This window comes from Candidatus Methylomicrobium oryzae (genome assembly GCF_016745425.1).
GTDB classification, from domain to species: Bacteria; Pseudomonadota; Gammaproteobacteria; order Methylococcales; family Methylomonadaceae; genus Methylomicrobium; species Methylomicrobium oryzae.
Genome location: NZ_JAERVK010000028.1, coordinates 1 through 21,978 on the forward strand (window position 1 = coordinate 1; position 21,978 = coordinate 21,978).

17 protein-coding genes and 1 riboswitch are annotated in these 21,978 nt (G+C 57.9%); of the genes, 14 read left to right on the plus strand and 3 right to left on the minus strand.

Annotation, left to right across the window (positions count from 1 at the left end; all coding sequences use genetic code 11):
* Positions 1–418: 418 nt before the first annotated feature.
* The 6 genes from JJL52_RS20430 (at position 419) to JJL52_RS20455 (ending at position 13,482) form a co-directional block, all read left to right on the plus strand.
* Positions 419–3,310, plus strand: a complete 2,892-nt coding sequence (locus tag JJL52_RS20430) for an Ig-like domain-containing protein (RefSeq protein WP_202054371.1) — start codon at positions 419–421, stop codon at positions 3,308–3,310.
* A 306-nt stretch (positions 3,311–3,616) separates the two neighbouring features.
* Positions 3,617–6,784 (plus strand): efflux RND transporter permease subunit, encoded by a 3,168-nt coding sequence (locus JJL52_RS20435; RefSeq protein ID WP_202054372.1) that lies wholly within the window; start codon positions 3,617–3,619, stop codon positions 6,782–6,784.
* A 163-nt stretch (positions 6,785–6,947) separates the two neighbouring features.
* On the plus strand, positions 6,948–8,153 hold the full coding sequence (locus tag JJL52_RS20440; RefSeq protein ID WP_202054373.1) for an efflux RND transporter periplasmic adaptor subunit: 1,206 nt from the start codon (positions 6,948–6,950) through the stop codon (positions 8,151–8,153).
* Between the two features lie 712 nt (positions 8,154–8,865).
* Positions 8,866–10,341, plus strand: a complete 1,476-nt coding sequence (locus tag JJL52_RS20445; protein WP_202054374.1) for an MBL fold metallo-hydrolase — start codon at positions 8,866–8,868, stop codon at positions 10,339–10,341.
* 739 nt (positions 10,342–11,080) lie between these two features.
* Positions 11,081–11,722, plus strand: coding sequence for a TetR/AcrR family transcriptional regulator (locus JJL52_RS20450; protein ID WP_202054375.1), 642 nt, complete (start codon positions 11,081–11,083; stop codon positions 11,720–11,722).
* Positions 11,723–12,003: 281 nt separating this feature from the next.
* Positions 12,004–13,482, plus strand: a complete 1,479-nt coding sequence (locus JJL52_RS20455) for an efflux transporter outer membrane subunit (RefSeq protein ID WP_202054376.1) — start codon at positions 12,004–12,006, stop codon at positions 13,480–13,482.
* A 415-nt stretch (positions 13,483–13,897) separates the two neighbouring features.
* On the opposite strand, the gene JJL52_RS20460 is transcribed toward JJL52_RS20455, so the two are convergent.
* A complete protein-coding gene (locus tag JJL52_RS20460) occupies positions 13,898–14,167 on the minus strand; it encodes a hypothetical protein (protein WP_202054377.1) in 270 nt (89 codons plus the stop codon).
* Positions 14,168–14,225: 58 nt separating this feature from the next.
* Here JJL52_RS20460 and JJL52_RS20465 point away from each other — a divergent pair, with 58 nt between their 5' ends.
* The 6 genes from JJL52_RS20465 (at position 14,226) to JJL52_RS20490 (ending at position 18,550) form a co-directional block, all read left to right on the plus strand.
* On the plus strand, positions 14,226–15,065 hold the full coding sequence (locus JJL52_RS20465; RefSeq protein ID WP_202054378.1) for an energy transducer TonB: 840 nt from the start codon (positions 14,226–14,228) through the stop codon (positions 15,063–15,065).
* Between the two features lie 10 nt (positions 15,066–15,075).
* A complete protein-coding gene (locus JJL52_RS20470; protein ID WP_202054379.1) occupies positions 15,076–15,861 on the plus strand; it encodes a MotA/TolQ/ExbB proton channel family protein in 786 nt (261 codons plus the stop codon).
* Positions 15,861–16,268 carry an ExbD/TolR family protein gene (locus tag JJL52_RS20475; RefSeq protein WP_202054380.1) on the plus strand — a complete coding sequence of 136 codons (408 nt, stop codon included), beginning with the start codon at positions 15,861–15,863 and terminating at the stop codon, positions 16,266–16,268. Before JJL52_RS20470 ends, JJL52_RS20475 begins: the two co-directional genes overlap by 1 nt.
* A 92-nt stretch (positions 16,269–16,360) precedes the next feature.
* On the plus strand, positions 16,361–17,254 hold the full coding sequence (locus JJL52_RS20480; protein WP_202054381.1) for a dienelactone hydrolase family protein: 894 nt from the start codon (positions 16,361–16,363) through the stop codon (positions 17,252–17,254).
* 17 nt (positions 17,255–17,271) lie between these two features.
* Positions 17,272–17,988 carry a cytochrome b/b6 domain-containing protein gene (locus tag JJL52_RS20485; protein ID WP_202054382.1) on the plus strand — a complete coding sequence of 239 codons (717 nt, stop codon included), beginning with the start codon at positions 17,272–17,274 and terminating at the stop codon, positions 17,986–17,988.
* A gap of 94 nt (positions 17,989–18,082) precedes the next feature.
* The gene (locus tag JJL52_RS20490; protein WP_202054383.1) at positions 18,083–18,550 is read left to right on the plus strand and encodes a c-type cytochrome; all 468 of its coding nucleotides are present in this window, start codon (positions 18,083–18,085) and stop codon (positions 18,548–18,550) included.
* Between the two features lie 292 nt (positions 18,551–18,842).
* Here JJL52_RS20490 and JJL52_RS21885 read toward each other — a convergent pair whose 3' ends face one another.
* Both JJL52_RS21885 and JJL52_RS20500 read right to left on the minus strand, forming a co-directional pair.
* Positions 18,843–18,980 carry a PEP-CTERM sorting domain-containing protein gene (locus tag JJL52_RS21885; protein WP_436231536.1) on the minus strand — a complete coding sequence of 46 codons (138 nt, stop codon included), beginning with the start codon at positions 18,978–18,980 and terminating at the stop codon, positions 18,843–18,845.
* A 257-nt stretch (positions 18,981–19,237) separates the two neighbouring features.
* A complete protein-coding gene (locus JJL52_RS20500) occupies positions 19,238–19,519 on the minus strand; it encodes a hypothetical protein (protein WP_202054385.1) in 282 nt (93 codons plus the stop codon).
* A 279-nt stretch (positions 19,520–19,798) separates the two neighbouring features.
* On the opposite strand from JJL52_RS20500, the gene JJL52_RS20505 reads away from it, so the two are divergent.
* Together JJL52_RS20505 and JJL52_RS20510 are read left to right on the plus strand one after the other, a co-directional pair.
* Positions 19,799–20,173 carry a hypothetical protein gene (locus JJL52_RS20505; RefSeq protein WP_202054386.1) on the plus strand — a complete coding sequence of 125 codons (375 nt, stop codon included), beginning with the start codon at positions 19,799–19,801 and terminating at the stop codon, positions 20,171–20,173.
* A gap of 58 nt (positions 20,174–20,231) precedes the next feature.
* Positions 20,232–20,320: riboswitch (cyclic di-GMP riboswitch) on the plus strand.
* A 251-nt stretch (positions 20,321–20,571) separates the two neighbouring features.
* The coding region (locus JJL52_RS20510) for a reprolysin-like metallopeptidase (RefSeq protein ID WP_202054387.1) at positions 20,572–21,978 on the plus strand (1,407 nt) is incomplete at its 3' end.

Sequence of the window (21,978 nt, forward strand, 5' to 3'; positions counted from 1 at the left end):
GTAAACCATTCGATCCTGCGCTTCATCAGGCTTGACGCGGATAACAGTATCTACAAGCTTGCCCGCCAAACGGCGTAGTTAAGTTTTCTCGTTTCCACGCGGCGCGTAGAAATGCAGTAACGGCGCGCCAGCGTCGAGAGACCGTACGATGGCGCGTCTGGCCTGGTTTACGCTAATCACACGGCCGGCCTACGTTAGCTCTCGCACAGACCCTGCTGTCTGATAGGCCTAATCTTCAGTTTGGCTTTCATGCCATCGTGTTTTGTAATTTTTGATAAATACCTAACTGGAATTATATGACTGAACAATAATTCGATTAAAAAAACCAGCTTGATTTATGCAATAAAGCCATTTCAGCTCTTAATGTGTAAAGGGATATTTCTGATTAATAGAATAACTTTAAATTCAGGAGGAATTTATGAGACGCTCTATTCTTATTGCATTTTTTTATTTTGTGTTCGCACCTCCCCTATTTGCAGCTATCGGAATCGATATAAACCAATCGACAGACCGAAGCACTGCCCGCAAGACCATCTCTTCCCCCCCATTTTCGACAAATTTCACAAACGAATTATTGCTGGCATTCGTCGCCGCCGATGCGCCGAGGTCTGGCAATAACACGACAGTTTCCAGCATTACCGGGGGCAGCCTGACATGGGTGCTGGTGCGCCGCACAAATACTCAACGAGGCACCGCCGAAGTGTGGCGTGCGTTCGCTCCCGGCAAGCTAACCAATGTTGCCGTCAAGGCCAACCTGTCAAGGAAAACGGCTGCATCCATCACGGTAGTCACCTTCATCGGTGTGGACACTTCTGGCACAAACGGCTCGGGAGCGGTAGGAGCCACTGCCGGGACGAGTGCTTCCTCGGGCGCTCCCACGGCCAGCCTGACCACGACCCGCGCTGGTTCATGGGTGTTCGGCGTGGGCAATGACTGGGACAACGCGGTCGCTCGTGCCGTCCCCACAAATCAGACCATGGTGCATCAATACTTGGCTACCATCCGCGACACCTACTGGGTACAGAGACAGGCATCTCCGACTTCGACAAGCGGGACGGTAGTTACCATCAACGATACAGCACCGACGAGAGACCGATACAATCTGAGCATCGTCGAAGTCCTGCCGCTTGTGGGCAGCGGCGGCTCTACGTTTAACGTGTCCGGATCCATTACCCCATCCGCCAACGGCAGCGGAGCGGCAGTAGCTCTATCCCAAAGCGGAGCAGCGGTCGCGACGGCGACGGCAGATAGCTCGGGGAGCTACAGCTTCGCTAATATAGCGAACGGCACTTACACGGCGACGCCGACCAAGACGGGATTCACCTTCAGCCCCACGAGCCAGCAAGTGAAGGTCAACGGCGCCAATATCACCGTGCCTTCCTTTACGGCACAGGGAACGCCGACTTCATCATTGCTCTACCCTGATCTGTCGGCCATCATTCCGACGACGGGAACCAAGGCAATGAGAATTGTGGGAACCGGAAGCACCAGAGAATTTCAATACACTCACGATACCTTTAATGAAGGACCAGGTTCGCTTGTTATCCAGCCCGCCTTCAATTCTGCCTCCGGCAATTATCAGGGAACCCAATATATTTACACCTACAACTCACTGGGAGGCTGGTCGATCAGCGGTGAAAATCCTGTAGCGGGGGCATTCATCTTCCATGCGGAACATGGTCACTTCCATTTTCCTTTAGTCACCTTCGGACTTTACGGCAATATAGATCCAGATGGTGTGCCAGGCAACCTCGATGATGTACCTGGTAACCTGATTGTACTCAGCGAGAAAAATGGCTTTTGTATTAATGACTCCTTCATCTATGATCCATCGCTTCCTCATGCCGGAGAAACCGGCACTTTTGGCTCATGCTCAGACCCGGCCACGCTGCGCGGATTACATATCGGAGCGGTAGACGAGTATGATTTACACGACCCGGGCCAATCCATCCCCATCCCGAATTTGGCTAACGGCACCTATTGGTTTAAGGCGCTGGCCGATCCAGAAAACTTTCTGGCGGAAAGCGACAAGACCAATAACGAAACCGATGTCGAACTTACAATTAACGGCAATACCGTTCAGGTACTGAGAACCGTTATTCCCGTTCTGAACAATCCTCCAACCATCACATTGTCATCTCCCTTGTCCGGTATCTCTGTATCCGGCAATGTCACCCTGTCGGCCAGCACGGAGACGACGAGCGGCGTCCAATATCTGCTCGATGGTTTGCCTTTCGGCTCAATCGTTACCGCCGCCCCGTACAACCTCGCCTGGAATACCACGACCGTGCCGGACGGTATCCACTGGTTGGCCGCTCAGACCAAAGACTCTACCGGCATCATAGGCACTTCCGAAGTGGCCATGGTGACCGTTAATAATGCGGCTGGCAGCGGTCCGATCGTACAGCTGACTGATCCGACCGCTAGCTCGATCCTATCCGCGACGGTTACTCTTTATGCGACAGTAGCCAGTAGCCAGCCGATTACAAGCGTAGAGTTCTTTGTTGACAATGGGGCGGTACCCGTAGGAACAGCAACCGCCTCGCCCTACATGATTTCCTGGAACACAACCGTGGTACCCGACGGATCGCATGTAATCACCGTTAAAGCCACCGACAGTTTGGGCAACGTCAGCAATTCGGCCCCGGTTACAGTGACCGTGGATAACAGTCATCCGGCAAAAACGATCACAAAGGATATTCCTCCGGTTTTCGTGGACGGCCAGGGCACCATGACTACCCCCCCTTTCTCCACGCCTACGGCCAATGACTTGTTGATCGCCTTTCTGGCTTACGATGGTCCCTCCAATTCTCCGCAGACCGGCAACGTAACCGGTGCAGGACTGACCTGGACGCTTCTCCAGCGCAGCAATACCCAGGCAGGCACATCGGAAATCTGGTCGGCGCGAGCCAATGGAACGCTCAGCAACGTAACGGTTTCCTCGCAACCGGGAAACGGTAGCGGCTATCATGGGTCTTTGACGGTGATCGCGTTTACCAATGCCGCCGGCACCAGCGTGGTAGGCCGAGCCGGAGCTCCCACCGGCGAACCGGACATTTATGTGCCCGGCGTGATCGCCGGCGACTGGGTGTTTGCCGTTGGCAACGATTGGGACCGCGCGATTACCAGAACGCCAGTAAGCGGACAGGAGCTCGTCCATCAAAGAGTTGACACAACGGTCGGCGACACCTTTTGGGTGCAGTCGACCACAACGCCCTCCGCTGCCAATGGCTTGGTCGCTATCCATGATACTCAGCCAACAACCGATCAATGGAATTATGCCGTCGTCGAGGTCGTAGCAGCGCATTGATAATGCCTGACTTGCTCGTAGCCTGAGATGAGGAGGCTTGGGGATTGACCGGCAGGCATTATTCAGAACGCCAACAGTTGGGCAATGATTTTTTCGTTGCCCAACTGTTGCCATCCCAGCACCATCTGTATCCCATCTGCTGTTTTTTCAACAGTCCACGATCTTTACACTACCCTTTCCTTCACTACGAACCGTCAAACGGCAGTCGGTAAGACGTAGCCACAGATTGGTATGTAATTTGCCTTATACCTGAGACAAGCTTTTCCGTCTCAGGCCCAATCACAACGGATCGTTCAAGCCCTTTTCATGTGGATCGTTCAAATTGCCCTTCGCCGCCCCTATACCTTTATCGTGGCGGCCCTGCTGATTCTTTTGTCTACCGTTTACATACTGCGCAAAATGCCGACCGACATTTTCCCGACCATCGACATTCCGGTCGTCGCGATGCTCTGGCAATACAACGGGATGACCGCGAAGGAAATCGCCGACCGGCTGACCGGGCCGGTCGAGCGTTCGATGTCGCTGATCGACGGGATCGAGCACAGCGAGTCGCTGTCTTTCGCCGGCGCGGCGGTGATCAAGGTGTTTTTCCATCCGGGCACCGACATCCGGACCGCGATCGCGCAGGTGATGTCGAGCAGCAACTCGGTCTATCGCTCGCTGCCGACCAACGTCTCGCCGCCGCAGGTGATCCAGTATTCGGCCTCCGACCTGCCGCTGGTGCAGCTCGGCATTTCCAGCAGCACGGTGCCGGAAACGGAAGTGAACGATCTGACCGGCAATATCGTCCGGAACATGCTGCAAGCCAAGCGCGGCGTCGCGATGACCTATCCGTTCGGCGGCAAAAGCCGGCAGATCACCGTCGATACCGACGTGCCGGCGCTGCTGGCGCGCGGGATGACGCCGACCGACCTGTCGAATGCGCTGGCCGAACAGAATCTGATCCTGCCGACCGGCACGATTAAGATCGGCCCGACCGAATACGACGTGACGCTGAACGGCGCGATCGCGGCGATTCCGCGCCTCGCCGACCTGCCGGTACGGACCGACCACGGCGCGACCACGCTGGTCCGCGATGTCGCGAACGTCCGCGACGGCGCCGCGCCGGTCACCACGATCGCCCGCCAGAACGGCGAGCGCGGGATTCTGACTTCGATCTTCAAGGTCGGGCGCACCTCGACCCTGGAAGTGGTCGAGCACGTCAGGCAGGCGCTTCCGAAAATGCTCGGGCTGATGCCGGAAGGGATCAACATGCGGCTGATGTTCGACCAGTCGCTGTTCGTGAAAGCCGCGATCGGCAACGTGCTGCACGAAGCGCTGATCGCGGCCGGCCTGACCGCGGCGATGCTGCTCTTGTTTCTCGGCAACTGGCGCACCACCTCGATCATCGCGGTGTCGATTCCGCTGTCGATCATGGTGTCGCTGATCGCGCTGCATCTGATCGGCGAAACGATCAACCTGATGACGATGGGCGGCCTGGCGCTGGCGGTCGGGATTCTGGTCGACGACGCGACCGTCGAAATCGAGAACATCGAGCGGCAGATGCTGCTCGGCAAGCATCCGCGCCAGGCGATCCTGGACGGCGCGGCCGAAATCGCGATGCCGGCTTTCGTCTCGACCCTGTGCATCTGCATCGTGTTCGTGCCGATGTTTTTTCTGACCGGCGTCGCGCGCAGCCTGTTCGTGCCGATGGCCGAGGCGGTGGTGTTCGCGATGCTGGCTTCCTACGCGCTGTCGCGCACGCTGGTGCCGACCCTGGTGATGTACGTGATGGCCGGTCATCACGGCCACACGGACGTGCGGCCCCGCCACGCCCTCGGGCAGGCTTTCCGACGCCTGCACCATCGCTTCGAGCATGGTTTCGAAGTCTTCCGCGGCCATTATGTCGTCCTGGCCGGCCATCTGCTGAATCATCGGCGGCGCTACGGCTCAGTGATATTGAGCTTCTGCCTGTTGTCCTTAGGTCTCGTGCCCTTACTGGGCCGCGATCTGTTCCCGGCGGTCGACGCAGGCCAGATAAGGCTGCATGTGCGCGGCCCCTCCGGCACCCGAGTCGAAGAGATGCCCCGGCAGATCGACGCAGTGGAAGCTTTTATCCGCCAAAGTATTCCATCCGAAGAATTGAGCGACATGCTGGACATCATCGGCGGCCCTTACAGCACCCGGAACACTCTGTTCGGCAACTCCGGCACGGTCGAAGCCGCCGACACCGAAATCATGATTTCGCTGAGGCCCGGCCGCCATGCGCCCAGCGCCGGTTATATCAAGTCGTTACGTTCCGGATTGCCGCGCCGCTTCCCGAACCTGGAGTTCTTTTTCCAGCCTGCCGACCAGGTCAGCCAGACACTAAATTTCGGCGTGCCGGCGCCGATCGACGTCCAGTTCATCGGCGGCAAGCCGGAGGAGGTGATGCCGCTGGTACGGGCGTTCCAGAACCGGCTGCGGCAGATTCCAGGCATCGTCGACGCGCACGTTTACCAGCGCCTGAACCGGCCGGCGCTGGACCTGGAGATGAACCGCGCCCACCTGCAGCAGTTCGGCCTGTCGCCGCGCGACGTGGCGCAAAACCTGCTGCTGACCTTGAGCGGCAGCATGCAGACCGCGCCGTCGTACTGGCTGAATCCGGCCAACGGCAATACGGTCAACATCGGCGTGATGGGCAACCCGTTGACGCTCGACAGCCTGGACGCTCTGCTGCGCACGCCGGTGGGCGGGGGCAGCGGCCAGCCGCAGCTGCTCGGCAATCTGGTCAAGCTGAAGCGGTCGCAGCAGCCGGCCGCGGTGACCCACTACAATTCGAACAACGTCTTCAACGTCTACGCCGGCGTCGAAGGACGCGACCTCGGCTCGGTCAGCGGCGAGATCGACCAACTGATCGGCGAAACCCTCCCGAACCTGCCCCGCGGCGTCGAACTGGGAGTGCGCGGCCAGATCGAAACGCTGAACAGTTCCTTTACCGGCCTGGCGTCGGGGCTCGCGGTCGCGATCGTATTGCTGTATCTGCTGCTGGTCGTGAACTTCCAGTCCTGGCTGGATCCTTTGATCATCATCAGCGCCCTGCCCGCGGCGCTGGCCGGAATCGCCTGGCTGCTGTACCTGACCGGCACGACGCTGAGCATTCCTGCGTTGACCGGCAGCATCATGGCGATGGGCGTGGTGACCGCGAACAGCATCTTGCTGGTCTCGTTTGCCCGCAGCCGTCTGCAGGAAGGCGTGCCGCCCGCGACCGCCGCGTTGGAAGCCGCTGCGACCCGGCTCCGGCCGGTACTGATGACTGCGTTCGCAATGATTGCCGGGATGCTGCCGATGGCTGTCGGCTGGGGCGAAGGCGGCGAACAGAACGCGCCGCTGGGCCGGGCGGTGATCGGCGGACTCACCTTTGCGACCGCTTCGACGCTGCTGTTCGTGCCGATCGTTTTTGTGACGGTGCATCAATGGCTGGAACATCGCCAGCGGAAACGCATGCCTATTTAACCCGATGCCCTCGTAGGATGTGCCGACGACTGCAAGGATGCAGGAGCTAGAGCAACGCAGGAGCAGTTGCCGACGCAAGGAGGCGCATCGTCCGCGATCGATGCGCTTCACTTCGTTCAGCACATCCTACGGTTTTATCAAAATAACTAACGGGAACAAGCTTATGTCCAGTCAACTTTCGCCTACCTTCGCTTTACCGTCCGCAGGCCGTCCCCGACGCACACTCGTCAGGGCGGGCGCAGCCGCATCGACACTTCTATTGCTGCTGCTCGCCGGCGGCGGCTGGCGTTATGCGATCAACCAGAGCAAGGCGCAAACCCTGCGCGAAAACACGATCGCCAGCCTCAGGCGCAGCGTAATCGCGATCCATCCGGAGCCCGGCAAGGCCTCGCGCAAGCTGGTGCTGCCGGCCAGCCTGAAAGGTTACGCCGAGACGCAGGTTTTCGCCCGGACCAACGGTTATCTGAAAGCCTGGCACAAGACGATCGGCGATAAAGTCAAGAAAGGCGACCTGCTGGCCGAAATCGACGTGCCGGAACTGGAACACGAACTGGCGCAAGGCCGGGCCGCGCTGGCACAGGTGAAGGCCCGGCGGGAGCTGGCGTATTCGACCTGGGAGCGCTGGGACCGGTTGAGCCTGACCGACGGCGCGCCGCGTCAGGAGGTCGACGAGAAACACGCCGCCTTCCTGCAGGCGGAAGCCGATCTGGCCGCCGCGGCCGCGAACGTGAAGCGCCTGGAAAACATCGAAAATTACCGTCGGGTCATTGCGCCGTTCGACGGCGTGATTACGCGCCGCGGGGTCGACGTCGGCAGCCTGATCGGTACCGGCACCCAGGAACTGTTCGCGCTGACCCAAACCGATCCATTGCGCCTGAACGTCTGGGTGCCGCAAGCCTATGCGGACCAGATCAAGGGCGGCCAGACCGTGTCGGTACGTCCGCTCGACGGCCAGGAAAAACCTTTAAAGGCCCATATCGACCATGTCGCGGGCGCGCTCGATCCCCTCACCCGCTCCCGCCTGGCCGAGATCAGCCTGCCCAATCCGGACGGCAAACTGCTGCCGGGCGCTTATCTGGAAATCGCGATCGACGTGGCGGTCAACGCCAGTCCTTTGGTGGTGCCGGCGAATGTGCTGGTCATGGACCAGGAAGGCGCGCACGTCGTGATCGTCGACAGCGAAGGCAAGATCGGCCTGCGTCCGGTAAAAATAGGCCGCGACTTCGGCCGCGAAGTCGAAATTCTGGAAGGCATTGCCTTGAATGAAGTCCTGGTGGCGAGTCCTTCCGACCTGTTGACTCCGGGCGAGAAGGTCAGCGTCGTGGAAGCCGAGGCCAAACCGAACGAGAAGCTGGCGTCCAGGTCGTGAGAACTGAGAGTACTCTGGTTCCCACGTGCCACGTGGGAACCCAAGGCGGACGCGCCGGCGTCCCGTCTCGCGACGCTGGCGCGTCTTGACCGCATTTCCACGCGACGCGTGGGAACGAGGCAAGCCGAAAGGTAAGCTGGCAGCCAAATTATAAAACGGAAATTCATCGCTTACTTGGCTATCCAAGACCTGCCAGGTTTTGAAAACCTGGCAGGTCTGCAAAACCGCATCGAAAATCGTTCCAATCCGCTGTTTCCGGAGTAACAAGGTTCCAGCAATCGCTGCTGCTAATCCATCAATCGTTTCCGGCCGTACACCCTGTACCGGCTACCCTGCCCAGGTACTCCTTGGGCTTTCCTCAAAAAACACCTCCCCCTTTGAAAAAGGGGGATTGAGGGGGATTTGTTTGATCAATCTCCCCTAACCTCTCGGCAATTGCTCCTGCATTGCCCTCGATCGCGTGTTCCCGACGCGATCTATCTCGCCCTTCCTTGGGCTCGTACCTCCTGCATCCGTGCAGTCGTCTTTTTCAAAGAAGGGACTGAACGCTTATTCAAAGGGGGAGTGAATAATCCGCTTTTCATAACCATCAATTTCGGAAAGCTATTTTCTACCAGATCCTTAATTAATACCGGCTGGTATGTGTCTTGCTAGACAGCGAATCGCATTTTCAGTTTTTCTTTCTTCCTTTTAACCTCCCAAAGGAGACCCTATGTCCAAATCCTTCCCTGCGTTTGCCGCGCTCGCGGCAACCCTGGCCGCGGCCGGCTGCAGCGCGCAAAAAAACCATCCCTTCGACCTGGCCGGCAAAGACGCCGGCCATGCCGATATCCAATCGGTCGAATTCTCCGGCAAAGGGCGCTGGTATCAGTTCGGCCAGGCCCCGAATCCGGGCCTGCCCTGGCCGCCGTTCGAAGTGAAAAATTATACCGCCGACATCGATTATGCGAACGCCGGCGCCCGGGTACAGATCAGCCGCCGGCAAATCATCGAACCCGGACGCAATCGCCCCGCGCCGACTCTGCAAAAAATCGAACAGTTCATCAGCGGCAATACGGCCTGGAATGTCGCGCCGCCTGCCGCGAATGCTCCTAGCCCCTCGCCGGTCGTGACCGCGCAGCCGGGTGCGGCCGAAGAGCGCGCCGCCGAAATCTGGGCCACGCCCCGGGGTTTTGTGAAAGCGGCCATTCAACATCATGCCGAGCAGAAGGACGTTGACGGCGGCACCGAAGTCACCTTCACGATCGGCGGCAAATACCGCTACGTCGGCTTCCTGAACGGCAAGCACCAATTGGAGAAAGTGCAGACCTGGATTGACAATCCGGTGCTCGGCGATACGCTGGTCGAAACGCGTTACAGCGATTACAAGGATTTCGGCGGCATCCGGTTCCCGGGCCATATTTCCCGCAACCAGGGCGGTTACCCGGTGCTGGACATCGATGTGACCGAGGTCAAAGCCAATCCGGCCGTCAACATCGGCATCCCGCCGGAAGCCGCGAAGGCGCCCGCCGTAAAGGTCGCCGTCAACGAGCTCGCCGAAGGCGTTTATTACCTGACCGGCGGCACCCACCACAGCGTCGCGATCGACCAGAAAGACCACATCGTGCTGGTCGAAGCGCCGCAGAACGAAGAGCGCTCCCTTGCGCTGATCGCCAAGCTGAAAGAAGTGCTTCCGAACAAGCCGGTCAAATACCTGATCAATACGCATGCTCATTTCGACCATGCCGGCGGCCTCAGGACTTTCGTCGATGCGGGCGCCACGATCGTGACGCCGGAGCCGAACCCGGCTTATTACGAAGCGGTCTGGACGGCGCCTCATACGATCCGTCCCGATCGACTGGCCGAATCGAAAAAACCGCCCCGTTTCGAAAGCTTCACCGGCAAGCACGTGCTTTCGGACGGCAAGCGCGTCATCGAAATCCACACGCTGGCCGGCAATAGCCATAACGATGCGTTCGCCGCGGTCTATCTGCCCAAGGAAAAGCTCCTGATCGAAGCCGACGCCTATACGCCGACGGCGGCGAACATTCCGCCGCCCGCGTCGCCGAACCCGTACTCGGTGAATCTTTTCGACAACATCCGCAAATTGAAGCTGAATGTCGAGAAGATCGCCGCCCTGCACGGGCCGCGCGTCGCGACGCTGGACGATCTGCGCGCCGCGATCGGCCTGCAGACCAGCGCCCGCTAAGTCAGGCCTGTCCACATCACTCAAAAGTGCTCCGACCATCCAGATGCAATGCCGTTAGTACAACCGTCATTCCGGCAGAGATTGCCGGGATCCGGAGCACATGGAGATGCTCAAAGTTTGCCTTCCCTGGTATTTGGATTCCGGCATTCTCTGCCGGAATGACGTGGTTTTTCTTAACTTAGGATCTGGTAGGAAATAACTTCCCGAATGTGGATTGTTTTAAAAAGCAGAGGCTTCACTCCCCTCTTTGAAAAAGACGACTGCAGGGAAGCAGGAGGTACGAGCCCAAGGAAGGGCGAGATAGATCGCGTCGGGAACACGCGATCGAGGGCAATGCAGGGAGCAGTTGCCGACGACTGCAGGGATGCAGGAGATAGGGCAATGCAGGAGCTATATTGCCGAGGGACCGGAGGAGATTGATCAAACAAATCCCCCTCGATCCCCCTTTTTCAAAGGGGGAAGTTGTTTTTGACGAAATCCTTAGGTATTACTACAGGGCAAGGGACCGTTTTTTGCATTGGATTCAAGCGATCGTCATTCTCCATAAAAAACTGCTGCCCAGCCAACACCCCGCAAGCAAAAACTGCTGCCCGTTCAGCAGCCTACCGCCGATTCTAAGCATCGATTCCCATTCAAAACAAAATGTTATTCGATGGCACGAAGCCTGCTTAGTCTAAAGCCGATTTGAATTTCAAATTTCAATTATCGGGCTCACGCCCTACGACTTCATTCGACCCGCATGACTGATCTGAAAAAAAAATCGGAGCGCACGCGCAACCGACTCTTGACCGCCGCCAGCCGCATCTTCGCCGAGAAAGGCTTTCAGGAAGCAACCATCGCGGAAATCTGCGAACAGGCGCAAACCAATATCGCCTCGGTCAACTACCATTTCCGGGACAAGGAAACCCTGTACCTGGAATCCTGGCGTTTCGCCTTCAACCGCGAACTCTCGCAGTATCCGCCCGACGCCGGCGTATCCTGCGACGCCGCGCCGGAGAAGCGCCTGGCCGCGCTGATCCATTCGCTGATCGAACGGGTCGCCGACGAAAACGGCCATGCGTTTGCGATTCTGTACAAGGAAATGGCGCGGCCGACCCGGCTGCTGGCGGACATTCTGGAAAAGGAAATCGAGCCGCAGCGCTCGCAGATGTTCGAACTGCTCCGGGAATGCCTGGGCCAGGCCGCCGAGGAGCGGCATTTGCAATTTTGCCATGACAGCATCATGGGCCAGTGTTTCCAACTGCTGCGCCTGAAACAGATTCAACTGGCGCGGCTTCGCCGCCAGCATCCCGCCTCCAGCGGCGATATCAAAGCCTATGCCGACCATGTCGTGCAGTTTTCGTTGGCCGGCATCCAGGCGCTGCGTTCCCGATTCCCTTAAGCCATGAAGTGCTTTCATGCCGAGCCGACTTTTTCCTCCGCCGATCGAAACTTTTAACCGCCCGTCCGCTCAGCGGTTCATTCTTCACTTACACCTAAAGCGTAGGATGGGTTGAGCGTAGCGAAGCCCATCATCAGATTACGGCGAGAGTTTCGATCGATGGGTTTCGCTTCGCTCTCGGCAACAGCTCCATGCGTTGCCCTATCTCCTGCATCCGTGCAGTCGTACCCATCCTACGGCCCATTAACTTAACAACATTGCCCTCCACCCCGATCATTCCCATGCGCTTTAGGATCATTCCCGCTTTGATTTGTCACTTGGCCGCCGCGCAATTAACCGCCTGCGCGGTCGGCCCCGATTATACCCGCCCCCCGGCCGAAGCCCCCGCCCGGTTCAAGGAGATGAAAGGCTGGCACAAAGCACAGCCGCGCGACACCGCCCTGCCCCAAAAATGGTGGCAGCTTTTCAACGATCCCGAACTGACCGCACTGGAAGAACAGGTTGCCGCCGCCAATCAATCGGTAGCGCAGGCCAAAGCCCAGTATCGCCAGGCCCAGCATCTGGTGCAATCGTCGCAATCGTCCCTGCTGCCGGTCGCGGTGCTGACCGGCACGGTGAACCGCTTCAAGGCCGCTTCGGGGCAGAGCCTCGCACCTTCAGGCATTAGAAATCTGTTCGGCCTGGGCGTCGGCGCGGTCTGGGAGCCCGACCTGTGGGGGAAAATCCGCCGCCAGATCGAAGCCAGCACCGACAATGCGCAGGCCAGCGCCGCGACCCTGCAGGCACTGATCCTGTCCAGCCAGGCGACGCTCGCGCAGCACTATTTCCAGATAAAAATATTGGATGCGCAGAAAGCGTTGCTCGACGACACGGTGGCCGCCTACGCGAAAACACTCGACATCACCCAAAACCGCTATGCGGTCGGCGTCGCGGCCAAATCCGAGGTGGTGCAGGCCGAAGCGCAACTGCACTCGGCCCGCGCCCAGGCCGTCGATCTCGGCGCAGAGCGGGCCAGACGGGAACATGCGATTGCGGTATTGATCGGCAAGACGCCGGCGGATTTCTCGTTGCCGAAGGCGCCGCTAGAGGCGCAGCCGCCGACGATTCCGGTCAGCCTGCCTTCCGAACTGCTCGAACGCCGCCCCGACATCGCCGCCGCCGAACGCCAGATGGCTGCCGCGAATGCCCGGATCGGCATCGCCAAGGCCGCCTATTTCCCCTCCCTGAATCTGGCGATTAGCGGCGGCTATCAGTCCGGCGACATCGACACCTTGTTCACGATGGCGCGCCGCTATTGGGCGCTGGGGCCTGCCGGCGCGGCACTGACCCTGTTCGACGGCGGCGTCAAGAACGCCCAGTACAAACAGGCCATTGCCCTCCACGACGAGGCCGTCGCCGCTTACCGGCAGACGGTGCTGACCGGGTTCCAGGAAGTCGAAGACAATCTGGCTGCGTTGCGCGTTCTTGCGGAAGAAGTGCAGGTACAGGATAAGGCCGTCGCCGCCGCCGAACAGGCGCTGGCGTTGATGCTGAATCAATACAAGGCCGGCACCGTCAGCTATCTGAACGTGATGACCGCCCAGACCGTCGCGTTGTCCAATCAGCAGGTCGCCGTGCAGTTGAAAGGCGAACAGTTGAACGTCGCGGTGCTGCTGATCAAGGCGCTGGGCGGCGGCTGGAATGAGCGTTCGCTGCCGACCAAGGATGAAGCCGACGGCGACCGCAAATGGACGGATTATTTGATATTGCCGGTGGATTAAGGCCTATCTCATAACGCAAGCCGGAATCAGCCTCCTTAATAGGGCGGTAGGGTACGCTGTGCGTACCTTGGGGATGAAAAGGTACGCACTCGGCAATTGCTCCTGCATTGCTAAACCACAAGGATGTGGCGAATGCAGAAAACGCAGGAGCGGTTTTCTGCCTACCTCCCGCATCCTTGCAGTCGAGCGTACCCTACAGCGGTTTGTGCGCTTTGGGGTGGATAACCCACTTGGCAAAGGGGGTATCACGATAAGCTGTAGGCTGGGTTATAGCTTTGCGGAAACCCAGCACGATGACTCCTCGAAATGCCGGGTTTCGTACCTCAACCCAGCCTACGGGCTGCTGATCTGCCAACACCGCCTCAGCAGCGAGCAAGGCAAAACTGATGCTCCACAAGCAGCCTCAGGCTTTTGATTACGCTTGAATCTTTTGCTCCCGCTCCCGGCAGCTCTTCCCAATCCCCTTAAACAACAATCCATTAGAGGTTTTTCGACGGATAGCGGCGATCGTGATGCCAACCTGCTCCGAGGCTGGCACGCCTCGTGCTTTAACCCTCAACATAACGTACGCATCGAGGCCGGCAAGGCCCACAGATAAACGGCGTTTTTCATTTTGTGTTTGCGCAACGGATTCGGCTTGGCCGAATCGCTTGCGGGCAAGACCTCGTCCGACTGCGATCGGCAAAAAGTGCGGGCGACAAGATGGAATCCATGTGCAACGGTTACTCAACGGGAACATCGCAATGAGCAGTCCTTTACCCTTTACTCCTTCATTCGCATCGGCCGCCCCGGCTCTGGATTGGCAGACCGACGGCACGGTTTCTCTGAAATCCCCGACCGTCCTGCCGACTGCGGAATTCGCGCCGGCACCGCTGGCCAAAGTGCTGGCCGATTTCAAATACACTGGCGAAGATCGCGACCGCAAGCCGCTCGATTATCTACTGCTGGGCGTACTGTCGATCATCCTCCATACCGGATTCGTCCGGCATTTCGACGGCGCCGCGCTGGAACAGGAGATCGTCGACCCGGTCAGGCCGGTGCCGAAAGTCCGGATCACGCTGGCAAGACCCCAGCCGAAACCGGTGGCCCCGCCGCCTCCGGTCGCAAAGCCCAAGCCGCCGGTAGCCCAACCCAAACCGCCCGTGAAAAAAGCGGTGCCGCTGAAACCGCAAAAGCCCAGGCCGGCGCCGAAGGTAGTCGAGCCGGCCCCGGCTCCGCAGCCTGCGCCGGTGATGGCCAACGCGCCGCCCGCGCCGGTCCAAGCGCCTCCGGCGCCTCCCGCTCCGGTCGTCCAGGAAAAGATCACCGCGCCGACCGCCGGCGCAGATTACCTGCACAACCCACCGCCCGAATATCCCGAAATCGCGATGGAACGCGGCTTGGAAGGCAAGGTGCTGATGAAGGTGCATGTGCTGCCGAACGGCAAGCCGGACAGCATTACCGTGGTCAAGTCCAGCGGCCAGAAGGTGCTGGACGATGCGGCCGTGAAAACCGTCCGCCGATGGTCTTTCGTCCCCGCCAAACGCGGCGATGCGCCGATCGCCGGCTGGGTCACCGTTCCGATTACTTTCAACTTATCCTGAGGAAACTTCAATGTCCAACATACCTACCAGCCTGATCGTCGACGGCACACTGAACACGCTGATCGGCGCCTCCGTTGTCACCTGGGCGCTGATCCTGATCAAGGGCATCCAGCATCTGCGGATCGCTTACCACAATCGCCGGTTCAGCAAGGAATTCTGGAGCGCCCCGAACATTCAGGCGGCCGCCCATCTCGATCATCAGAAAGGCCCGGCCGCACGGGTCGCCGGGATCGGGTTTTCGACACTGATCGAAACCGAGTCCGGCGCTTCCACGCACGACCTGGAACATACCTGGGACCGCCAAGAACTCCTGGACCGGCGCCTGCGCCAGCAGATGCAGAAGGAGCGCGGCTCGCTGGAGAGCGGCCTGGCGATCCTGGCGACCATCGGCAGCATTTCGCCGTTCGTCGGGCTGTTCGGCACCGTCTGGGGCATCATGGGCGCCCTGACCAATATCAGCAAAACCGGCTCGGCCAGCCTGGAGGTCGTGGCCGGCCCGATCGGCGAAGCCTTGATCGCGACCGCGGTCGGCATCGCGGTCGCGGTCCCTGCCGTGATCGGCTACAACTTTTTCATCCGCCGGAACAAAGTGGTCTGGGCTTTCCTGGACGACTTCGCGATCGACTTCGTACATCTGGCGCTGAAAGCGTCGTTCATCATCGAACGCTCGGGCGGCAAACCGGCCAATGCGGCACGTTTGACGGAAGCGCGTTTGACTGGCATTGGCGGCGGCAAAAAAACGGCCGCGCGCGACGCTCATGAAGAACTGACCGGAGCGAAGGAGGCGCACGCCTGATGGCCTTTAAAACCCAAGAAGACGACGGCGACGTACTGGGCGAAATCAACGTCACCCCCCTGGTCGACGTGATGTTGGTGCTGCTGGTCGTATTTATCGTGACCGCGCCGCTGTTGACCAACGCGGTGCACGTGAACCTGCCGAAAACCGCCGAAACCGCGCCGCCGGAAGAAAAAGCGCCGGTCTATCTCAGCGTGGACGCGCAGGGCAAGGTGTTCATCGATAAGCGGGAAATCGCGGTCGACGCAGTCGAAAACGAATTGAAGACCCGCCAGGCCGCCGACCCCGAACTGGCGTTGAACCTGAATGCGGACGAGGGCGTGCAGTACGGCGTCGTCGCGAAAGTGATGGCCGCGATCGAACGCGCCGGCATCACCAAACTGTCGGTGCTGACCGCGCCGAGTTAAAGTAGGGTACGCTGTGCGTACCGATGACCGATAACGCGAAACGGTACGCGCAGCGTACCCTACGCACTTACCCGATCGTAAGGAGATTTTTTATGGCTCGCAAAACGGCCAACGACTTTCATCCGGAAGCGCTGCAACTCTTCGACAAATATGTGCACGGCGAGCTCTCGCGCCGAGGTTTTTTGTCTTCCGTGCCGAAATACGCCCTCCTGGGCCTGAGCGCGGAAGCGCTGCTGGAAGCGTTGAATCCGCGCTTCGCCCAGGCGCAGCAGGTCGCGAACGACGATCCGCGCCTCATCACCCGCATCGTCGAATTCCCATCGCCGCACGGCAACGGCAAAGTGCACGGCTATCTGGCCCAGCCGGCCAGGATCGAAGGCAAACTGCCGGTCGTGCTGGTGATTCACGAAAACCGGGGGCTGAACCCGCACATCGAAGACATCGCCCGCCGGCTGGCGCTGGACAATTTCATCGCCTTCGCGCCGGACGCCTTGTATAGCCTGGGCGGTTATCCGGGCGACGAGGACAAGGCTCGGGAACTGTTTAAAACCCTGGACAAAACCAAAACCCAGGCCGATTTCCTGGCCGCGGCCCAGGCATTGAAAAAACTGCCGGACGGCAACGGCAAGGTCGGCGCGGTCGGATTCTGCTACGGCGGCGGCATCGTCAATTATCTGGCGACCCAGTTGCCCGATCTGGCGGCCGGCGTGCCGTTCTATGGCGCGCAGCCGTCGGCGGAAGACGCGGCCAGGATCAAGGCACCGCTGCTGATCCATTATGCGGGCGCCGACGACCGAATCAACGCAGGCTGGCCGGCTTACGAGGCCGCCTTGAAAAAAGCCGGCGTCAACTACGAAGCCTTCATTTATCCCGGCGTGCAGCACGGTTTCAACAACGACACCACCCCGCGCTTCGACGCGGCGGCCGCGAAACTGGCCTGGGACAGAACCCTCGCCTTCTTCAACAAACATCTGCGCGCCGGCTGAATCGGCAGGAGGAAACCATGAAAATCGAAACGCACGTTTGGGATTGGCCGCTCAGGCTGTTTCACTGGCTACTGGTCGTGGCGGTCGTCAGCGCCTACGCCAGCGGCAGGGCCGGCGGCGAATGGACCGACTGGCACGGCCACTTCGGCAGCCTGGTACTGGGTCTTCTGGTATTCCGCCTGCTCTGGGGCTTCGTCGGCAGCCGCCATGCCCGCTTTGTCGATTTCTTCCCTACCCTGCCGCGCCTGATCGCCTACTTCAAAGGCCGCTGGCAGGGCGCCGGCCATAATCCGGCAGGCGCTTTGGCGGTGCTCGCGCTGCTCGGCACCTTGGCCGCGCTGGCCGGCACCGGCTTGTTCGCGAACGACGACATCGCCTTCGAAGGACCGCTGTTTCACCTGATCGACAAGGACCTCAGCGACAAGCTCAGCGGCTGGCATATCCGAATCGTGAACCTGCTGATGGGTCTAGTCGGTCTGCATCTCGCCGCGATCGCGTTTTACCAGCGCGTGAAGAAAAACAACCTGATCCTGCCGATGCTGACCGGCAAAAAACAGCTGCCGGCGGCCCTGGCCCCGAGAACGGTTCAACCCGTGCGGTTTCTGCCCCTGGCCCTCAGCCTGCTGGTTGCGGCCTCGACGGTGTGGAGCGTCTGGGGCGGCAGTTTCGTCGACTATCTGGCGCCGCTGGCCGGGGTTCAAACCGCTTCTGCCGATGCGGAAACCTCGAACTAATTCACCTACAACACGCACCTCGAAGCTTCGGCTGATCAGGCGCATTCCTTTCCTAAACCCTCAACGCGTAAATCCCTCACAAGGAGCTTTATTCATGAAAAAAACCCAACTGGCAATCGCTCTGGCACTCGGCGCCGTTACTGCGATCGCAGCGGCCGGGGACATCGAAGACCAGATTCGCTTCCGTCAATCCGCTTATTCTTTCCTGGGCTGGAACACCGCAAAGATCAAGGCGCAAGCCTCCGATCATCCGGACACTTTTAACAAGGACGAAGTCGCCGCCGCCGCGAATGCGATCGCCGGCGTCGCCAACTCGGGCGTTTTCGAGAAACTGTACGGCCCCGGCACCGACAAGGGCATCGGCTGGAAACCGAGCCGGCTGAAGCCCGAATTTTTCGAAAAGCAGGACGAAGCCAAGGAGATCAACGCCACCTTTATCAAGGAGGCGAATGAATTGCAGAAGGTTGCGGCCGGCGGCGATCCCGCCGCGATCAAGGCGCAGTTCGGCAAACTCGCCGCCACCTGCAAAGGCTGCCACGATCTGATCCGCATCCGCGAATGATCCCATAAAAAAATACCCGCTCCGACTGGTGCCGGGCGGGTATCTCATATTCTGGAAACGCCGAGCTTCAGTGTCTGTAGATCCGGTTAGCGATAGCGTAATTGGAGGAATTACGTCCTCATAATATTACTGGAGCAAGGGCTTTAAAGACCACCCGTCTCGTGCCGGGAAGCCGCCTAAACTCATTATCGGCGCGATGATGCCTCAACTCGTCCATGTTGCCTCCGGCGTCTTGAAATCGGGAAAAGCCTTCGAGCCGGCGCTTCATCAGGCTTGATTTGGATAACAATATCTACGGCCCTAATTTGAGCCGTGTTGCTGCAAAGCCGAGAAAACCAAAGCCTAACAGCGTAAATATTGCGGGTTCTGGTACATTAGGGGTAGCTCTGCTCATTCCAGTGCTTAAGAGCGTAATGTTCGCTCTTTCCATCTTGGAGCATGTTCTCCCTAATGGGCAGTTTTCAACACTACCATTTAGTGAAATATCATCTAAACTGATTAGGAACTCTCCGCTACCAAAATTACTGATAATGGGTTCCAAATTAATTGATAATCAACTGCACTATCAGCAGTCTCTTTAGCAAAAGCAGTACCTGTGGCCGTAAAAGCTTTAGAAGCTCCATTCAGGGGCTTCGTAAAAATGAAGCTTGCAGTCACGTCTAGACCGTCCAATTCAAGATCATCAATTCAGCTTTCGTATAAAGATACCAAACCAAGATCAAAAGAATTAGACTGTCCTGCCGCGGTTAATTCAAAACTAGAGGAATCCAAAATAGTTGTGGGAAAACGAGCATCTAGCAGTATCCCGCCCTTACCATTGTTAACATTATCAGTATCTGTTTGACCATAGCCGCCACCTGGAATAATGGCTATATCGGTTATGGTAAAAGGAACTGCATACGCTGCCGGGGCGGTTGCAATAATGCCGAGACTTTCAATCGCCAAAATGATTTTTTGGAATTTTTTCATTAAATGTCTCTTTTTATTAATCTTTATTTCAAGAAATACCGAAAAGCCAGGCAATAAAATTGCCCTGACCCGCGTTTTCTCTTGGCTGGAGGATAGGCATTATTTATACCAGTAAAAAGTCATCAATAAATTCATTTGAATTCAGTATATTGAGCTTTGCCGATATGTCGGCACTGGCCTCAATAAAAGTTTTAAACAAAAAAATTTAAAATTTCCGAAATACAGCCTTTCAATTCGGTTTGATGACAGAGACAGATTACGGCAATCTTGCAAAACGCATTGGCAAGCCGAATCATTTCGGCTGATCTCCTCAAAAATTCAGAAAATTCGGCCGACAGCCGAAATATTCCTGCAGCAAGACGACTTGCACACCATAAAGAGAATCAATGCTGTAGAATTACAACTGTTCAGCCGGACAATCCGTTTTGGCTTAAGAATAGTAAAAAATTCCGACACCACGTCTTAATTTTTCAAAAAATGCGCAAAAATAAGCAGGATTTGCCAATGACTTGGCAACTTCTAATTTTCTACGCTCAAGATAAAAACAAAATAATACCCAAATCCGATAATACTCCCGCAGATCTTCAGAATTGTGATAAAGCCCGCAATTGTGAAGAGCTTAATAAAAACCTAAAAATCTTTTGCTACATTTAGTATCGGAAACCATGAGATCTACGCTAACTGAGATCTCAAGTAGATTGACCCCGGATTTATCTGAAAAAGGCAAACCCATCGAAAGGTGGCGACGCAAAATTTCCAGTCTAACGGAGCTTTTTTTCCTATGACAGTGGGGTTGCCAGGTCAAACAGGAGTTCATCGTTGCCTGTTGATGGCCTTTTACCAGTCTAGGAGCTCTTCGGAGCTAATTGCTTTCATTTAGGAGACGAGTAATGAACTCAACCAACCGAAACTCAAAAAATAGCCAATCATTTTCAAGAGCATTCAAAACCTCCCTTCTCACTATCTCCTTGGCTTCATTACTTCCTGCGACGGCATTGGCCGGCAATGGACACTCCGCCCCCGAATTATTTGACGATTTCGGGATTCAGCAGGTGAAAAACAAAGTCCTGCCCGCCAAAGCGGTCAAAGGCAGAAACCGGTCCGTCAATGTCCATACCGATGTGCTCGATGCCGACACATTGACACTGAATCTGTTCGACGACGTGATCGTCACTGCGGTGCGTGACCGGGTGATCGACAAAGTCAAGGGCAGCACAACCTGGATCGGCCATGTCGAAGGGGAGGACGACAGCGAAGTGTTCCTGACAGTCCGTGGCAACACCATGTCCGGCAACGTGCAGATCGGCGATAAAACTTATGAAATCGAGCCGAAAGGCAACAACCAGTACGACGTTACTCAGGTTAACCCGGATAATAACCCCAAACACAGCCATTCCAAACGCCCGGAAGACTTCCTGGCCGCCGGCGGTCAGATCAATACGACCGCGACCGCCACCTCATCTTCACCCACTACCAGCGCGGCGACCGCCGGCACCGTGATCGATCTGCTGGTGGCCTACACGCCCAAAGCGCTCAATAATGCGGGCGGCCAGGCCGGCATCGAAGCCAAAATCACCAATGCGGTCGCGATGGCGAACCAGGCTTATCTGAACAGCCATATCGACATGCAGTTGAATCTGGTCGGCATGGCGCAAACCAATTACGTCGAGACCGGCAACATGAGCACCAGCCTCACCGACCTGACCGGCACCAGCGACGGCAAGATGGACGAGATTCACAGCCTGCGCAATCAGGTGGGCGCCGACCAGGTGGCACTGGTGACGGCCGATACTAATTATTGCGGCATCGCTTATATTATGAGCAGTGGCTGGGTTAGCACGTCCTTTGCCCCGTATGCGTTCAGCGTCGTCCATGACGACTCGAGGTATGCCTGCCTCTCGGATAATACCCTCGCGCATGAGCTGGGGCATAACCAGGGCGACGAGCATAATATCGAAGATGCAGCCGCAGCCGGAGGCGCCTACAGTTACTCGTACGGTTACCGCCTCTGCCAGACCGGCGGCTTCCGCACCGTCATGTCCTACAGCTGCACCGGCGGCACCCGTGTCAGCTATTTCTCCAACCCCAATGTGACCTTGACCACCGGCGAAGTGACCGGTACCGCAGCGGCCAACAATGCGCTGTCGATGAGCAATACCAAGGCCATTGTCGCGGCGTTCCGCACGTCGTCGACCACCACGACACCGACCGTACCGGCTGCACCGGGCAGCCTCGCGGCCGCGGCAAGATCCAGCAGTCAGATCGTACTGAGCTGGGCGGATAACTCCAACAATGAAACCGGCTTCCGGGTCGAAAGATCGGGCAATGGTGGCACCAACTGGAGCGAAATCGCGGTGGTGGGCAGCAATGTGACCGGCTTTACCGATAACGGGCTCTTGGCCTCGACCGCCTACCAGTACCGGGTCCGCGCTTACAACAGCAGCGGCAATTCCAGCTAT